Annotated in this window: 19 protein-coding genes; 18 read left to right on the forward strand and 1 reads right to left on the reverse strand. The window is 72.3% G+C overall.

What is annotated here, in order from left to right; translation table 11 throughout:
- The first annotated feature begins 129 nt into the window (after positions 1-129).
- The 18 genes from proS to MQV74_RS29280 all read left to right on the forward strand — a co-directional run bounded on the left by proS (position 130) and on the right by MQV74_RS29280 (position 15,548).
- Positions 130-1,545, forward strand: a complete 1,416-nt coding sequence (proS, locus tag MQV74_RS29195) for a proline--tRNA ligase (RefSeq protein WP_242724224.1) — start codon at positions 130-132, stop codon at positions 1,543-1,545.
- Positions 1,546-1,789: 244 nt separating this feature from the next.
- Positions 1,790-2,422 carry a hypothetical protein gene (locus MQV74_RS29200; protein WP_138962063.1) on the forward strand — a complete coding sequence of 211 codons (633 nt, stop codon included), beginning with the start codon at positions 1,790-1,792 and terminating at the stop codon, positions 2,420-2,422.
- A 370-nt stretch (positions 2,423-2,792) separates the two neighbouring features.
- The gene (rpsP, locus tag MQV74_RS29205) at positions 2,793-3,221 is read left to right on the forward strand and encodes a 30S ribosomal protein S16 (protein ID WP_242724226.1); all 429 of its coding nucleotides are present in this window, start codon (positions 2,793-2,795) and stop codon (positions 3,219-3,221) included.
- Between the two features lie 2 nt (positions 3,222-3,223).
- Positions 3,224-3,463, forward strand: coding sequence for an RNA-binding protein (locus MQV74_RS29210; protein WP_138962065.1), 240 nt, complete (start codon positions 3,224-3,226; stop codon positions 3,461-3,463).
- Positions 3,464-3,572: 109 nt separating this feature from the next.
- Complete coding sequence (rimM, locus tag MQV74_RS29215; protein ID WP_242724229.1) at positions 3,573-4,196, forward strand: ribosome maturation factor RimM; 624 nt, start codon at positions 3,573-3,575, stop codon at positions 4,194-4,196.
- A complete protein-coding gene (gene trmD, locus MQV74_RS29220) occupies positions 4,196-5,017 on the forward strand; it encodes a tRNA (guanosine(37)-N1)-methyltransferase TrmD (RefSeq protein WP_242724237.1) in 822 nt (273 codons plus the stop codon). The genes rimM and trmD overlap by 1 nt, the downstream gene beginning before the upstream one ends.
- 179 nt (positions 5,018-5,196) lie before the next feature.
- Entirely contained in the window at positions 5,197-5,547 is a 351-nt protein-coding gene (gene rplS, locus MQV74_RS29225; RefSeq protein ID WP_138962067.1) for a 50S ribosomal protein L19, read from the forward strand.
- 45 nt (positions 5,548-5,592) lie between these two features.
- On the forward strand, positions 5,593-6,315 hold the full coding sequence (gene lepB, locus MQV74_RS29230; protein ID WP_242724239.1) for a signal peptidase I: 723 nt from the start codon (positions 5,593-5,595) through the stop codon (positions 6,313-6,315).
- A complete protein-coding gene (lepB, locus tag MQV74_RS29235; RefSeq protein WP_242724241.1) occupies positions 6,308-7,390 on the forward strand; it encodes a signal peptidase I in 1,083 nt (360 codons plus the stop codon). Before lepB (MQV74_RS29230) ends, lepB (MQV74_RS29235) begins: the two co-directional genes overlap by 8 nt.
- Positions 7,275-8,291, forward strand: a complete 1,017-nt coding sequence (gene lepB / locus MQV74_RS29240; protein WP_242724247.1) for a signal peptidase I — start codon at positions 7,275-7,277, stop codon at positions 8,289-8,291. Before lepB (MQV74_RS29235) ends, lepB (MQV74_RS29240) begins: the two co-directional genes overlap by 116 nt.
- A gap of 167 nt (positions 8,292-8,458) precedes the next feature.
- Positions 8,459-9,205, forward strand: a complete 747-nt coding sequence (gene lepB / locus MQV74_RS29245) for a signal peptidase I (protein WP_242724249.1) — start codon at positions 8,459-8,461, stop codon at positions 9,203-9,205.
- Entirely contained in the window at positions 9,195-9,704 is a 510-nt protein-coding gene (locus MQV74_RS29250; protein WP_242724253.1) for an NUDIX hydrolase, read from the forward strand. The genes lepB (MQV74_RS29245) and MQV74_RS29250 overlap by 11 nt, the downstream gene beginning before the upstream one ends.
- A gap of 55 nt (positions 9,705-9,759) precedes the next feature.
- The gene (locus MQV74_RS29255; RefSeq protein WP_003965949.1) at positions 9,760-10,068 is read left to right on the forward strand and encodes a DUF2469 domain-containing protein; all 309 of its coding nucleotides are present in this window, start codon (positions 9,760-9,762) and stop codon (positions 10,066-10,068) included.
- Between the two features lie 230 nt (positions 10,069-10,298).
- Positions 10,299-10,661 (forward strand): YraN family protein, encoded by a 363-nt coding sequence (locus tag MQV74_RS29260; RefSeq protein ID WP_242724256.1) that lies wholly within the window; start codon positions 10,299-10,301, stop codon positions 10,659-10,661.
- Positions 10,661-12,286 carry a YifB family Mg chelatase-like AAA ATPase gene (locus MQV74_RS29265; RefSeq protein WP_242724257.1) on the forward strand — a complete coding sequence of 542 codons (1,626 nt, stop codon included), beginning with the start codon at positions 10,661-10,663 and terminating at the stop codon, positions 12,284-12,286. The genes MQV74_RS29260 and MQV74_RS29265 overlap by 1 nt, the downstream gene beginning before the upstream one ends.
- A gap of 191 nt (positions 12,287-12,477) precedes the next feature.
- Positions 12,478-13,659 (forward strand): DNA-processing protein DprA, encoded by a 1,182-nt coding sequence (dprA, locus tag MQV74_RS29270; RefSeq protein ID WP_242729218.1) that lies wholly within the window; start codon positions 12,478-12,480, stop codon positions 13,657-13,659.
- 311 nt (positions 13,660-13,970) lie between these two features.
- A complete protein-coding gene (whiG, locus tag MQV74_RS29275; protein ID WP_138962076.1) occupies positions 13,971-14,816 on the forward strand; it encodes an RNA polymerase sigma factor WhiG in 846 nt (281 codons plus the stop codon).
- Between the two features lie 174 nt (positions 14,817-14,990).
- Positions 14,991-15,548: a TetR/AcrR family transcriptional regulator gene (locus MQV74_RS29280; RefSeq protein WP_242729219.1), complete on the forward strand. Its 558-nt coding sequence runs from the start codon at positions 14,991-14,993 to the stop codon at positions 15,546-15,548.
- Here the strand turns inward: MQV74_RS29280 and MQV74_RS29285 are convergent.
- Positions 15,502-16,260 (reverse strand): murein hydrolase activator EnvC family protein, encoded by a 759-nt coding sequence (locus tag MQV74_RS29285; RefSeq protein WP_374120710.1) that lies wholly within the window; start codon positions 16,258-16,260, stop codon positions 15,502-15,504. The two genes, MQV74_RS29280 and MQV74_RS29285, sit on opposite strands and share 47 nt — an antisense overlap.
- Positions 16,261-16,365: the final 105 nt, after the last annotated feature.

Here is a 16,365-nt window from a genome sequence, read left to right on the forward strand (position 1 = left end):
ATGCCAGAGAACTCCGCTTCCGCCGTGGCGTCCAGGGGTTGTCAGGCAATGCTTGTGTGCCCCCGTCGTGCGCCCCTGCGGAGCGATAATTCCGGACCCTTCAGGCGGCTCGGACGTACCATGCGCGCCATGGCAAAGGCACCCGTACTCACGCCCCGCGGGGACGACTTCCCCCGCTGGTACCAGGACCTGATCAGCAAGGCGGAGCTGGCCGACAACGGCCCGGTGCGCGGCACCATGGTCATCCGCCCGTACGGCTACGGCCTGTGGGAGCGGATGCAGCAGGACCTGGACGCGCGCATCAAGGGCGTCGGCGCGCAGAACGCGTACTTCCCGCTGCTCATCCCGCAGTCGTATCTGACGCGGGAGGCCGAGCACGTCGAGGGCTTCGCCCCGGAGCTCGCCGTCGTCACGCACGGCGGCGGCAAGGAGCTGGAGGAGCCGGTGGTGGTCCGGCCCACCTCGGAGACCATCGTCAACGAGTACTTCTCCAAGTGGGTGCAGAGCTACCGCGACCTGCCCCTGCTGATCAACCAGTGGGCCAACGTGGTCCGCTGGGAGCTGCGCCCCCGGCTGTTCCTGCGCACCTCGGAGTTCCTGTGGCAGGAGGGGCACACCGCCCACGCGACGTACGAGGACGCGCGGGACTTCGCCGCCCGGATCCACCGGGACGTCTACGGGGCCTTCATGCGGGACGTCCTCGCGATGGACTTCGTGCTCGGCCGCAAGACCGCCAAGGAGCGCTTCGCCGGGGCGATCAACACCCTCACGCTCGAAGGGATGATGGGCGACGGCAAGGCCCTCCAGCTCGGCACCAGCCACGAACTGGGCCAGAACTTCGCGCGTGCCTTCCAGACCCAGTACCTGTCCAAGGAGGGCACGCAGGATGTCGTCTGGCAGACCTCCTGGGGCGCCACGACGCGTCTGGTGGGCGCCCTGGTGATGATGCACGGCGACGACGACGGGCTGTGCGTGCCGCCGAGCCTCGCACCCGTGCAGGCCGTCGTGCTCGCCGTGAAGGACGACGAGGCCGTCCTCGCGAAGGTCCGTGAGGTCGGCCAGCGGTTGACGGCGGCGGGTGTGCGCGTCCAGGTCGACGACCGTACGGACGTGCCGTTCGGGCGCCGCGCGGTCGACTGGGAGCTCAAGGGGGTGCCGGTGCGTGTGGAGGTCGGCCCGCGCGATCTGGCGAACGGCACCGCGATGCTCGTGCGCCGCATCGCGGGCGGCAAGCAGCCCGTGGCCCTCGACGCCCTCGCCGCGCTGCTGCCCACCGTCCTGGAGGAGGACCAGGAACTGCTCCTGGCCCGGGCCCGGGAGCGCCGCGAGTCCCGTACGAGCGAGGTGACCGGCGTGGACGAGGCCGTGGAGGTGGCGTCGGCGGGCGGCTGGGCGCGCGTTCCGTGGTCCGCGCTCGGCCCCGACGGCGAGGCCCGGCTCGCCGAGCGCGGCGTGACCGTACGGTGTCTGGTCACGGGGGACGGGGCGGTGCCGGACGCCGATGAGACACCCGGTAACGTCGCCCTCGTAGCGCGCGCCTATTGAGACTTGGGGTTCCGGTCGGGCTGCCTTCAGGGCGCCTGCGGGGGCTTCTCCTGGGCGACGCTTTGCGTCCTGCGCAACAGGCGCCCCGGCGCGCGGAGTTGACCCGAGCGCCGGGGCGTACGCGCCGCTACGTACCGGCTTGATGCGAGCTGCGAGGCTTCTCCGCAGATCAGCGCACCCGCCCTCGTCCGGACGCATCAACGGCAACTGACGGGTAAGTGCAAAATATTTGAGATGCCCCGGAATGGAACCCGGAGGCACCTCGGCTCGTTGTCACGACGTGAGCACGACACCACCTGTTCTCGCCGCAGAGCTGGCACAGGCGTGGGCCGATATTCAGCGGCACCACCCCGAGCTGCCGGACCTAGCCGCGCCCGAATCCCTGATCGGAGAGTCGTCGTCCGCCTGTGGCGCCGAGCTCTCCTTCGAGCGACTGCTGCATGAAGCAGTCCACGGCATCGCCGCAGCCCGCGGTGTGCGCGACACTTCACGCGCGGGCCGCTACCACAACCGCAGATTCCTCGCGATCGCCGAGGAGATGGGCCTCGACCATCCCGAGGAGCCGCATCCGAGCAGCGGCTTCTCCCTGGTCACGCTCAACCCCGAGGCGAAGAAGCGCTACCGCCCGACGATGGACCGGCTCCAGCGCGCCCTCAAGGCGCACACGGCCGCGACCACGGCGGACACCACCCGCACCTTCCGCGGCCCGGCCGCCCGGCACGGCTCCTCCGGGGGCGGAGTGCGCGTGAAGGCCGTCTGCGACTGCGGGCGCAACGTCCGCGTCGTGCCGTCGGTGCTCGCCCAGGCCCCCATCATGTGCGGCGGCTGCGGGAAGCCCTTCCGCATCCCGGAAGTGGTGGGCGTGGGCGCGGGGTGACCCCCTGCGCAGGGGGTGGTCTCCTTCCCTCGGGGTGGGCCCCGTACCCCGGGGGTGCCCCTGCCCGTGAGGCACCCGAATCGGCCTTCGGCCTCGTCCCCAAACGCCGGACGGGCTGGAAACAGCCCCGTCCGGCGTTTGAGGATCATCGCGCCAGCGCGATGAAAGGCCCACCCCGGCCGGCGAGGGCGGGGGCACGGTCGGCTGGGGGCGCCCATGCCGGCGTGTGGCACAATGGCTAGCTGTACTCGACAGCCGCACAGGACCCCTCTCTCCTCCGGCTGACGCGTCCATCGGGCCACTCGGGTACCGCAACCCCACGCGGCATCTCGTTGTGCCCACCCACGTCAAACCAGGAGAACCCACTCCCGTGGCAGTCAAGATCAAGCTGAAGCGTCTGGGCAAGATCCGTTCGCCTCACTACCGCATCGTCGTCGCCGACTCCCGTACCCGCCGTGACGGCCGGGCCATCGAGGAGATCGGTCTGTACCACCCGGTGCAGAACCCGTCGCGCATCGAGGTCAACGCCGACCGCGTGGCGTACTGGCTCTCCGTCGGCGCCCAGCCGACCGAGCCCGTTCTCGCCATCCTGAAGAAGACCGGCGACTGGCAGAAGTTCAAGGGCGAGCCCGCCCCGGCGCCGCTGCTGCAGCCCGAGGTCAAGTCCGCGCGCCCGTCCTTCGAGGCCGTCAGCGCCGAGGACGAGCCCAAGGGTGAGGCCATCACCCAGAAGGCCAAGAAGGCCGACAAGAAGGCGGACGAGGCCAAGGCCGACTCCGCCGAGTCGACCGAGGCCTGAGCATGCTCGAGGAGGCTCTCGAGCACCTCGTGAAGGGCATCGTCGACAACCCCGACGACGTGCGGGTCGCCTCGCGCAACCTGCGCCGCGGGCGCGTCCTCGAAGTCCGGGTCCACCCGGACGACCTGGGCAAGGTGATCGGCCGCAACGGCCGCACCGCACGCGCCCTGCGCACCGTCGTGGGTGCCATCGGCGGCCGTGGTGTCCGCGTCGACCTCGTCGACGTGGATCAGGTTCGCTGATAACCGCACGTAGCACCGGCTCGGGCCGGGGAGGGCTTCAGAGCCCTCCCCGGCCCGAGCTCGTTCCGGGCCCCGGCCCCAGTCGCAGGTAGGGACAGGAGAGACACCAGTGCAGCTCGTAGTCGCGCGGATCGGCCGCGCCCACGGCATCAAGGGCGAGGTCACCGTCGAGGTGCGCACCGACGAGCCGGAGCTGCGGCTCGGCCCCGGCGCCGTGCTCGCCACCGACCCCGCCGCCCGGGGACCGCTGACCATCGAGACCGGCCGGGTGCACAGCGGCCGGCTGCTGCTGCGCTTCGCGGGCGTCAGCGACCGCACCGGCGCCGAGGCGCTGCGCAACACCCTCCTCATCGCCGAGGTCGACCCGGAAGAGCTGCCCGAGGACGAGGACGAGTTCTACGACCACCAGCTCATGGACCTCGACGTCGTCACCACGGACGGCACCGAGGTCGGCCGGATCACGGAGATCTCGCACCTGCCCTCGCAGGACCTCTTCATCGTCGAGCGGCCCGACGGCAGCGAGGTGATGATCCCGTTCGTCGAGTCCATCGTCACCGAGATCGACCTGGAGGAGCAGCGGGCCGTCATCGACCCGCCGCCCGGCCTCATCGACGACCGCGCCGAGATCGCCTCCAGCAGGGACGCCGAGAGCGCCCCGGGGGACACCTCTGAGGGGGATGCGCAGGACCGCTCCGCGGCCGTGCGGGACACCCGGAGCGAGGGCGACGCCTGATGCGGCTCGACGTCGTCACGATCTTCCCCGAGTACCTGGAACCCCTGAACGTCTCGCTCGTCGGCAAGGCACGCGCGCGCGGCAGCCTCGACGTGCACGTGCACGACCTCAGGGAGTGGACGTACGACCGGCACAACACGGTCGACGACACCCCCTACGGCGGCGGCCCCGGCATGGTCATGAAGACCGAGCCCTGGGGCGACGCCCTCGACCAGGCCCTCGCCGACGGCTACGAGGCGGGCCGCTCACAGCCCGCCCTGGTCGTCCCGACGCCCAGCGGGCGCCCCTTCACCCAGGAACTCGCCGTCGAGCTGTCCGAGCGCCCCTGGCTGGTCTTCACGCCCGCGCGCTACGAAGGCATCGACCGCCGCGTCATCGACGAGTACGCGACCCGGATGCCCGTCTACGAGGTCTCCATCGGCGACTACGTCCTCGCGGGCGGCGAAGCCGCCGTCCTGGTCGTCACCGAGGCCGTGGCCCGGCTCCTGCCAGGCGTGCTCGGCAACGCCGAGTCCCACCGCGACGACTCCTTCGCCCCCGGGGCCATGGCCAACCTCCTGGAGGGCCCCGTCTACACCAAGCCCCCCGAGTGGCGCGGCCGCGGCATCCCGGACGTCCTGCTCAGCGGCCACCACGGCAAGATCGCGCGCTGGCGCAGGGACGAGGCGCTGCGCCGCACCACCGCCCACCGGCCCGACCTGATCGAGCGCTGCGATGCCTCCGCCTTCGACAAGAAGGACCGGGAGATGCTCTCCATCCTGGGCTGGGAGCCCGAGCCCGGCGGCCGATTTTGGCGCAAGGCCCAGGACGTGGAAGAATAAGCAGCTGCTGTGCGTCCAGCGTGCGCCCCTGCCACAGGGGGACACGACGCCCGCCCGACGCGTCCAGCGGCCTTCGTGCCGCGAGTTTCCCCGGAAACGCCCGCGCGTACGGAAGCACCCCGAATCTCATCCCGACATACCGCTGATGACCTGTGGCATCAGCGAGGAAGCAGACGATCATGTCTCACCTGCTCGACTCCGTCGACTCCGCGTCGCTGCGCAGCGACATCCCGGCCTTCCGCCCGGGTGACACCGTCAACGTCCACGTCCGCGTCATCGAGGGCAACCGCTCCCGTGTGCAGCAGTTCAAGGGCGTAGTCATCCGCCGCCAGGGCGCCGGTGTCCGCGAGACCTTCACGGTCCGCAAGGTCTCCTTCTCCGTCGGCGTCGAGCGCACCTTCCCGGTGCACACCCCGATCGTCGAGAAGATCGAGCTCCTCACCCGCGGTGACGTGCGTCGCGCCAAGCTGTACTACCTGCGCGACCTGCGCGGCAAGGCCGCGAAGATCAAGGAGAAGCGCGAGAGCTGAGCTCTGGCGCGGGTCCACAGCGGGGCCGGATAACATCTGGCCCCGATGGACACCGAAGCACAGGACGCGGAGCGCGACCGCTCCTCCACACCCCCCGAGTCCACCCCCGCGAGCGCGGGCGAACCGGACACGGAGGGCACGGAGGAGCGGTCGCGCTCCGCTTTCGCGTCCTTCGTGGCCTGGCTGCCCGGCGGCCGCCTCACCCTGGGCGCGCTGTTCAGCGTGGCCGTCCTGCTGCTCGTCACCACCTTCGTGGTGCAGCCCTACGAGATCCCGAGCGGCTCCATGGAGCCCACGTTCCGGGTCGGCGACCGGATACTCGTCAACAAGTTGGCGTACCGTTTCGGATCCGGGCCACAGCGCGGTGACGCGGTCGTCTTCGACGGCAGCGGCTACTTCGGAGACGCCGACTACGTGAAGCGGGTCGCGGGCGTCGGCGGTGACCGGGTGGTCTGCTGCGACAAGCGGGGGAGGATCAAGGTGAACGGCCAGCCGGTCGACGAGCCCTATCTCTTCCCGGGGGACAAGCCCTCCACGGTGGCCTTCGACGTCGTCGTGCCCGACGGCAGGATCTTCGTCCTCGGCGACCACCGCAGCGACTCCAGCGACTCCCGCGACCACCTGGGGTCCCCGGGCGGCGGCATGATCCCCGTGGACGACGTCATCGGCAGAGCCGACTGGATCGCCTGGCCGCTCGGCCGCTGGACCTCGCTGAAGCGCCCCGACGTGTACGCGCGCGTGCCCGCACCCGGCGGCGCCCATGGGTAGCCGCGGCCGGGCGAAGTCCCCCCAGCAGGACGACACCGGCCTGCCCACCGGCACCCGCCCGACCAGCGGCCCCGTGCTGCCCGGCCGGGCCGAGCGGCGCAAACTGGCCAAGAAGGTCAAGCGCCGCAGACAGCGCTCCGCGATCAAGGAGATACCACTCCTCATAGGCGTCGCCCTGCTCATAGCGCTGGTCCTCAAGACCTTCCTGGTGCAGGCCTTCGTGATCCCCTCGGGCTCCATGGAGCAGACGATCCGCGTCGGGGACCGCGTCCTGGTCGACAAGCTCACCCCGTGGTTCGGCAACAAGCCCGAGCGCGGCGACGTCGTCGTCTTCAAGGACCCCGGCAACTGGCTGGAGGAGGAGCGGGGCAAGAAGCAGGACGACCCCGTGGTGGTCAAGCAGGTCAAACAGGGCCTGTCCTTCATCGGCCTGCTCCCGTCCGACGACGAGCGCGACCTGATCAAGCGCGTCGTGGGCGTCGGCGGCGACACCGTGAAGTGCTGTGACAAGAACGACAAGGTCACCGTCAACGACGTCCCGCTCGACGAGCCGTATCTGCACCCGGGCAACAAACCGTCCGACTTCGCCTTCAAAGTGAAGGTCCCCAAGGGGCGCCTGTTCGTCATGGGCGACCACCGCGCGGACTCCGCCGACTCCCGCTTCCACCGCAACGAGAAGTTCAGCGGCACCGTCTCCGAGGACGAGGTCGTCGGCCGCGCGCTCGTCATCGCCTGGCCGTTCGGCCACTGGCGCAAACTGGAGGAACCCGATACGTACGCGTCGGTGCCCGACGCGCCCGACGGGTCGGACACGGCCACAGGTGCGTCGCATAGGGTGGCCCCCGGCGATCGCAATGGAATGACCGGGCTCCCGACCCCTGCGGAACTCCCGCTCGTTATGGGAGTGGTGGGCCTGCGTCGCGTACGGGGCAGGCAGCGGCACGGACTGAGGAGTGGATGTGGGGGATGTGGCGGTCGGCGCACGATCCGGACACGATGGGCCCGAGGAGCGGCCGCGGCACTCCGGGGAGCCCGCGCCCGCGCCACCGGCAGGCGGCGTGAACGCCGCTCCTGACACCCCGGCCCCGGGGAACGCCGGAGCGCCGGGCGAGCCCGGTACGCCCGGCCCGCCCCCCGGTGCCGCACCCGGGACGCCGGAGCAGCAGCCCGGTGCGGCGGGTGCCGAGCCGCCGAAGCCGCCCGAGCCGGCGAAGGGCAAGAAGCACAAGTCCTTCTGGAAGGAGCTGCCGCTCCTCATCGGCATCGCGCTGGTCCTGGCCCTGATCATCAAGACCTTCCTGGTCCAGGCCTTCTCGATCCCCTCGGACTCGATGCAGAACACGCTCCAGCAGGGCGACCGGGTCCTGGTCGACAAGCTGACGCCGTGGTTCGGCTCCGAGCCCGAGCGCGGCGAGGTCGTCGTCTTCAAGGACCCCGGCCACTGGCTGGACGGCGAGCCCACGCCCGACCCGAACGCCGTGCAGCGGGTGCTCGGCTGGATCGGCCTGATGCCGTCCGCCGACGAGAAGGACCTCATCAAGCGCGTCATCGGCGTCGGCGGCGACACCGTGGAGTGCAAGGGCACCGGCCCCCTGAAGGTCAACGGCAAGGCGTTGAACGAGCCGTACGTCTACCCCGGCAACACCCCCTGCACCGACGACGACCAGGGCGGCCAGTTCAAGATCACGGTGCCCAAGGGCAAAATCTGGGTCATGGGTGACCACCGGCAGAACTCGCTGGACTCCCGCTACCACCAGAACCAGCCCGGCGGCGGCGCCGTCCCCGTCGACAACGTCGTCGGCCGCGCCTTCGTCATCGCCTGGCCCCCCACCCGCTGGGGAACGCTGCCGGTCCCGGACACCTTCGACCAGCCCGGCATCAGCCAGGCGATGAGCGCGGCACCCGCCGCCCTCGGCCTCGCGGGCGCCGTGCCGCTCGTGCTGTGGCGCCGCCGCCGCACGGCCCGCTCCGCCTGATCCCCGGCGGCACCAGGGTTTCTGGCGGAGGTACCGCCGGGTAGTCTGCCGTCCCAGATCGCCGATCTTCCGTGGTCCGGTCCCGTCAGCGCGCCCGTCGGCCCCGTACGCCGGTCCGCCCCCGGGGCGGGGCGGCGGGGCCGTCTCCGAGCCGGGGGAGCACTGGGATGAGCAGCAGGACACGTCGTACGGACGAGGGCCACGGACGGCTCGGCAGCGTGCTGTCGGGAGTCGCCGTGGCCCTCGGCTGTGTCCTCTTCCTCGGCGGCTTCGTCTGGGGCGCCGTCCTCTACCAGCCGTACACCGTGCCCACCGGCTCCATGACGCCGACCATCGGCGCGGGCGACCGGGTGCTCGCCCAGCGGATCGACGGGGACGACGTGCGCCGTGGTGACGTCGTCGTCTTCCGGCAGAAGTCCTGGGGCAACCTGCCCATGGTCAAGCGGGTCGTCGGGATCGGCGGCGACAAGGTCGCCTGCTGCACGGACGGCAAGTTGACCGTCAACGGCAAGCAGATCGCAGAACCGTATCTCTCCCGGGGCATGGACAGCGCCATACCGTCCACCACCGTCCCCAAGGGGCGCCTCTTCCTGCTAGGCGACGAGCGCAACGGCTCCCTGGACTCCACCGCCCACCTGGAGGAGGCCGGCAACGGCTCCGTGCCCCGCAGCGCCGTGAAGGGCCGCGTGGACGCCGTCGCCTGGCCGCTGGACGGCATGCTCGACCGCCCCACCGGCTTCGACGCCCTGCCGGGCGGCACGTCCGAGCCCGGCCCGCTGCGGCTCCTCGTGGGGGCGGTCGTGGCCGGTGCCGCGCTGGTGCTCGGCGGGGCCGCGTACGGGCCCGTCGCCCGTCTGGTGAGCCGGGGCGGCCGGGGCCGCAGCGGGGTCACGGAGACCGCCGGTGTCGGCTGAGGACGCGGTGGCCGGGCGGCCGCTGCGGAAGGTGGCCCGGGTCGTGCTGCTCGACGAGCGGGACCGGATCCTGCTGCTGCACGGCCATGAGCCGGGCGACCGGGCGGACGACTGGTGGTTCACGCCGGGCGGCGGCCTGGAGGGCGACGAGACGCGCGAGCAGGCCGCGCTGCGGGAGCTCGCCGAGGAGACCGGCATCACGGACGTCGAGCTCGGCCCGGTGCTGTGGCGGCGCGTGTGCTCCTTCCCGTTCGCCGGACGGCGCTGGGACCAGGACGAGTGGTACTACCTGGGACGTACCTCCCAGACGGCGATCCGGGCGACGGGCCTGACCGACCTGGAGCGGAGCAGCGTCGCCGGAGCGCGTTGGTGGACGTGCCCGGAACTGGCCCGGGCGCATGAGACGGTGTATCCGACCAGGCTCGCCGAGCTGCTGCGCAAGCTGCTCGACGAGGGTCCTCCGCAACGGCCCGAGACCCTGGACACGGAAATCGTGTAGAGGCCTCCGGGGCTGGCGCACAATAGGGGGACGCACGGCTGAAGGGGAACATGCCATGAGCGCCGAGGACCTCGAGAAGTACGAGACCGAGATGGAGCTGAAGCTCTACCGGGAGTACCGAGATGTCGTCGGTCTGTTCAAATACGTGATCGAGACCGAGCGGCGTTTCTACCTCACGAACGACTACGAGATGCAGGTGCACTCGGTCCAGGGCGAGGTGTTCTTCGAGGTCTCCATGGCGGACGCCTGGGTATGGGACATGTATAGACCCGCCCGCTTCGTCAAGCAGGTACGGGTGCTCACGTTCAAGGACGTGAATATCGAGGAGCTCAACAAGAGCGATCTGGAGCTGCCGGGCGGCTGATGCCGGGGCGGGGCGAGGCGGGGTGGCCGGTGACGGTGCCCGGTGCGCTCGGCTCTCTGCGTGTGCTGCCCCCTTGGTGTGGCCCTCTGTAGGTGCTGCCCCCTTGGTGCGCCTCTGTGGGGGCGGCTCCCCTTGTGGGTGACGAAGTTGTCCACAACCCGTCGGTAGCACACCAAGATCCACAACGTGCGGCCCGTCTCGCGACCGTTGATGTCGGAGGTGGTGCCGACATGAACGCACGAGGCGCACTCGGCAAGTACGGCGAACAACTGGCCGCCCGGCGGCTCGCCGAAGCCGGAATGAAGGTCCTGGAGCGCAACTGGCGCGGAGGCAGGACCGGAGAGATCGACATCGTCGCCCGCGACGGCGACGTGCTGGTGGTCTGCGAGGTGAAGACCCGCAGGGCGGTGTCCTTCGAGCATCCGATGGCGGCGGTGACACCCGCCAAGGCCGAGCGCCTTCGCGGGCTCGCCGAGCGCTGGGTCCAGGAGCACGGCGGAGCCCCACCGGGCGGCGTGCGGATCGACCTGGTCGGCGTCCTGCTGCCCGAGCGCGGCGCACCCGTGGTGGAGCACGTGCGGGGGGTGTCCTGATGGGATTCGCGCGTACGTGCTCGGTGGCCCTCGTCGGGGTGGAGGGCGTCGTCGTCGAGGTGCAGGCCGATCTGGAGCCGGGCGTCGCGGCGTTCACGCTGGTGGGACTCCCCGACAAGAGCCTCACGGAGAGCCGTGACCGGGTCAGGGCAGCCGTCGTCAACTCGGGCGGCGAATGGCCCCAGAAGAAGCTCACGGTGGGCCTGAGCCCCGCGTCCGTGCCCAAGGGCGGCAGCGGCTTCGACCTGGCGGTGGCCTGCGCGGTCCTCGGCGCATCGGAGCGCATCGACCCACGGGTCCTCGCCGACATCGTGATGATCGGCGAACTGGGCCTCGACGGCCGGGTGCGCCCGGTGCGCGGCGTACTGCCCGCCGTCCTCGCCGCCGCCGACGCGGGGTACGAGCAGGTGGTCGTCCCCGAGTGCACGGCGGCGGAGGCCGCGCTCGTGCCCGGCGTCTCCGTCCTCGGCGTGCGCAGCCTGCGCCAGCTGATCGCGGTGCTCACCGACGAGCCCGTGCCGGACGAGGCGCCGGACGACTCCGGGCGACCGGACCGGCTGATGGCCGGGCTCAGCCTGCCGGGCGCCGGACTCGGTGTGGACGTGGGCGGCGTCGGTGCGCAGGGCCACGACCACGCGCACGACCTGGCGGACGTGGTGGGCCAGTTGTCGGCGCGCACGGCGATGGAGGTGGCGGCCGCGGGCGGGCACCACGTCTTCCTCCACGGATCACCGGGCGCGGGCAAGACGATGCTCGCCGAGCGGCTGCCGACCATCATGCCCAGGCTGACCAGGGCGGAGTCCCTGGAGGTGACGGCGGTCCACTCGGTCGCGGGCATGCTGCCGCCGGGCAAGCCCCTCGTGGACATCCCCCCGTTCTGCGCGCCGCACCACTCCTCGACCATGCAGTCCCTCGTCGGCGGTGGCCGGGGCATCGCCCGCCCCGGAGCGGTCTCCCTGGCCCACCGCGGCGTCTTGTTCCTGGACGAGGCGCCGGAGTTCAGCACCCACGCGCTCGACGCCCTGCGGCAGCCGCTGGAGTCCGGGCACGTCGTGATCGCCCGGAGCGCCGGGGTCGTGCGGCTGCCGTCGAGGTTCCTCATGCTCCTCGCGGCGAACCCGTGCCCGTGCGGCCGGTTCAGCCTGACCGGTGACGCCTGCGACTGCTCGCCCAGCAGCGTCCGCCGCTATCAGGCCCGGCTCTCCGGGCCGCTCCTCGACCGGGTCGACCTGCGGGTCGAGGTGGAGCCCGTGACACGCGCCGAGCTGACGGCGCAGGGAGCACGGGGCGAGACCACGCGCGTGGTGGCCGAGCGGGTACGAGCGGCCCGTGAGCGGGCGGCCGAGCGGTTTAAGGACACACCGTGGCGCACGAACAGCGACGTGCCCGGCCATGAGCTGCGCACCCGCTGGCACGCGCTGCCGGGCGCGCTGACCGAGGCGGAGCACAGCCTGGAGCGGGGCCTGCTGACCGCGCGCGGCCTGGACCGGGTCCTGCGGGTCGCCTGGACCATCGCGGACCTGGCGGGCCACGACCGCCCGGACGAGGGCGACGTGGGCCTGGCGCTGCAGCTGCGCACGGGGGTGCCGCGCGGGGCGCCCATGGTGGTCGGGGCCCGGACGTGAGCGCGGAGCGGGGCAGCGGTCGGGAGGCCGTCCCGAGGGTGGAGACGGGCCCGCCCTCGGGCCCGGCGGGACCGGGGGAGCCACCTGCGGGGCCTGACCCGCACCGGGGCGCCCTCCCGGGCACAGGCCCCTCCCCGGACCCGGGCTCTGTGCCGGACAAGGGTCCCTTCCCGGATCCGGGCCCGGGCCCTGTGCCGGACAAGGGTCCTTCCCCGGGCCCGGGCCCCGTGCCGGACGAGGAGTGGCTCGCCCGGGTCGCCCTGACACGGGTCCTCGAGCCGGGGGATCCCGTGGGCGGGTGGTGGCTGCGCGAGTGGGGCGCCGCGGCGGTGCTGGGACGCCTTGAGGAGGGCGAGGAGATGCTGCCCGGGGTGAGCGCCCGGCGCTGGGAGGGGCTGCGGGCGCGCGCCGGGCGGGTGCGGCCGGCGCGGGACCTGGAGGTAGCGGCCGCGGCAGGGGCGCGGTTCGTGGCGCCCGCGGACGCGGAGTGGCCGGCGCAGCTCGACGACCTGGGGGACGCGCGGCCCGTCGGGCTCTGGGTGCGGGGGCGGCCCTCGCTGCGGATCTGGGCGCTGCGCTCGGTGGCCCTCGTGGGGGCGCGGGCCTGCACGGAGTACGGAGCGCACATGGCGGCGAGCCTCGGCGCGGGACTCGCCGAGCGCGGCTGGGTGGTGGTGTCCGGCGGTGCGTACGGCGTGGACGGCGCCGCCCATCGGGGAGCCCTGGGTGCGGGCGGCGCCACCGTGGCGGTGCTCGCGTGCGGGGTCGACCGGCCCTATCCGCGCGGCCACACCCAGTTGATCGGCAGGATCGCGGAACAGGGCCTCGTCGTGGGGGAGTTGCCGCCGGGCGACCATCCGACGCCCAGCAGATTCGTCCTGCGGAACCGGGTGATCGCGGCCCTCACCCGCGGCACCGTCGTCGTGGAGGCCGCCTATCGCAGCGGCGCGCTCGTCACGGCGCGGGCCGCGCGGGACCTCGGGCGGTTCACGATGGGCGTGCCGGGGCCCGCCACCAGCGGCTTGTCGGCGGGCGTCCATGAACTCCTGCGCGGGGACGCGATCCTGGTCACCGACGCCGCCGAAGTCGCCGAGCTGGTGGGGGACATGGGTGAGCTCGCCCCGCGGCGGCGCGGCCCCGTCGTGCCGCGTGACCTGCTCGCCCCCGGTGCGGCCCGGGTCCTCGCGGCACTGCCCGCCCGCGGCGCGGCAGCGGTCTCCGACGTGGCGCGGGGTGCGGGCACCAGTGCGGACGACGCGGTCGCCAGGTTGTACGAACTTCGCTCGCTGGGGTTCGTCGAACGACAGGGCGACGACTGGCAGTTGACACGCCAGGCGTTTCTGTCGGTCTTTCCCGAGGGGGGTGATACGTGACTGTGCGTATTCCGCCGGATGGATGACGGTGCGGCGTCCACCTGACGGCCTTGGGAAACGGTGCAGTTGGCGCCTTAGATCCATTACGCAGAGCGACGGCGGCAGACCGCTCGGACGTAAAGCGGAACGTATCTGCGTACGCGCGATCCCATACTCTTCGCTCACCGCGACACTTCAGTCACGCTACGCTCACGACGAATCCGGTGCAGACAGGCAATCAGACGGACAACCTCATTCACTTCACGCAAACCCCCACCCGAACCAGTTCCGACAACCCCTCAGGTCCACGGCAGAACGGCTCAAGGCGACGCATGCCCCAGCACACCTCCGGGTCCGACCGGGCGGCCATTCCCCCAGCCGCCCGTAGCGGCGAGCAGGAGCGGCGGCCTCCCGCGCCCTCGTCGCTGGACGAGCTGTGGCGGTCGTACAAGTCGACGGGCGACGGGCGGCTGCGCGAGCAGCTGATCCTGCACTACTCACCCCTCGTGAAATACGTCGCGGGCCGCGTCAGCGTGGGCCTTCCGTCCAACGTGGAGCAGGCCGACTTCGTCTCCTCCGGCGTCTTCGGGCTCATCGACGCGATCGAGAAGTTCGACATCGAGCGGTCGATCAAGTTCGAGACGTACGCGATCACCCGCATCCGCGGAGCCATGATCGACGAGCTGCGGGCGCTCGACTGGATCCCCCGGTCGGTGCGGCAGAAGGCGCGCAATGTGGAGCGGGCCTACGCGACCCTGGAGGCCCGGCTCAGGCGCACGCCCTCGGAGGGCGAGGTGGCCGCCGAGATGGGCATCCAGGTGGAAGAACTGCACGCGGTGTTCAGCCAGTTGTCGCTGGCCAACGTCGTCGCCCTGGAGGAGCTGCTGCACGTCGGCGGCGAGGGCGGCGACCGGCTGAGCCTCATGGACACCCTGGAGGACACCGCCGCCGACAACCCGGTCGAGGTCGCCGAGGACCGCGAGCTGCGGCGGCTGCTCGCCCGTGCCATCAACACGCTGCCGGAGCGCGAGAAGACCGTGGTCACGCTGTACTACTACGAGGGCCTCACGCTGGCCGAGATCGGCAATGTGCTCGGGGTCACCGAGAGCCGGGTCAGTCAGATCCATACCAAGTCGGTCCTCCAGTTGCGGGCGAAGCTGGCCAGTTTCGGTCGCTGAGCGAGCTGAATCGTCCCTTCCTGGGCGGCGCTGTCCACCGCTCCCTCGCTCCGTCCGCGCCTCGGGTGTGCCTCGCCGCGCCCTCGCGGCCAGGAAGAGTGCCTGCCTGGCGGCCTCCCCTGGCGCGGGGCGCGTCCGTAAAGTGGAGGCGTGCCAAGGATTCGAGCGGCCTCTGTGGCCGAGCACCGGTCGATGCAGCGCGGCGCCCTGCTGGACGCCGCGCGCACCCTGCTGTCCGAGGGCGGGACGGAGGCGCTGACGTTCCCCGCGCTGGCCGAGCGCACGGGACTCGCGCGCTCGTCCGTCTACGAGTACTTCCGCTCCCGCGCGGCCGTCGTCGAAGAGCTCTGCGAGGTCGACTTCCCGGTCTGGGCGGCGGAGGTCTCGGCGGCGATGGAGCGGGCCGGGACGCCCGAGGGGCAGGTCGAGGCCTATGTGCGCCAGCAGCTCGCGCTGGTCGGGGACCGGCGGCACCGGGCCGTGGTCGCGATCTCCGCGAGCGAGCTGGACGCCGGGGCGCGGGAGAAGATCCGGGCCGCGCACGGGGGCCTGGTGGCCATGATCGTGGAGGCGCTCGACGCCCTCGGGCATCAGGAGCCCCGGCTCGCGGCCATGCTGCTCCAGGGCGTCGTGGACGCGGCGGTGCGGCGCATCGAGCTCGGTGTGGCCGAGGAGCCCGAGGCCATCACGGAGGCGGCGGTGGCCATGGCCCTGCGGGGCGTGCGGGGCTGAGCCCCGGGCCCGACGGGCGGCCGAGACCCGGCCTGGCCTCAGCGGCGCCCGGCGGCGGTGGGCCGTGCCCGCCCCTTCCCGGAACCGCGGCCTCGCCCGGCCGGGGAAGACGCCCCTCGCCCTGGGGCACGGCCGCCCACAGCCAGGACGGCCACACCGGCGGCTGCGCCCCGGTGCCCGTCAGCGGCAGCAGGCGTGACGGCCCTCCGCCCAGCAGCCACGGCGGCAGCAGGCCCAAGGGGTTCAGATACGCCTCGGCCCGGCGCAGGCCCCAGTGCAGGCAGGCCAAGGGGCAGTGGGAGCGGGCCGAGGCCTCGATCGTGCCCAGGAGGTCGCCGGTGGAGACCTCGGCACCCTTGCGCACCGACGCCCGTACCGGCTCGTAGGTCGTGCGCAGCGGCGGATCCCCCGTGTCCGCGAGCTCGACCGTGAGCACGCCCCGGCCCGCCACCCGGCCCGCGTAGGCGACCCGCCCCGGCGCCACCGCCCGCACGGGGGAGCCCGGGGGCGCGGCCAGGTCCACGCCCCGGTGGCCGGGGCCGTACGCCGTCGCCGGGGGCTCCCAGCCCCGGACGATCCAGGGGCGTGCGCCCACCGGCCAGGCGCCGCCCGCGGCGGGCACCGGGTCGGTGGCCGCCAGGGCGCCCGGGGGCGGCAGCGCGGCGAGGAGCACGAGCACGGCCGAGGTCAGGAAGCGTCGCAGACGTGACATGCCAGAACCGTCCCGCGCCGCCGCGATCCGCAGGGATCTTGGCCGGGAACTGTGGACTACCAGCCGGTTGTGGACAGCGGCGTCACCCGGCACCTCGCGGGTCCC

The sequence above is a fragment of the Streptomyces sp. AN091965 genome (assembly GCF_022698285.1).
GTDB lineage: Bacteria > Actinomycetota > Actinomycetes > Streptomycetales > Streptomycetaceae > Streptomyces.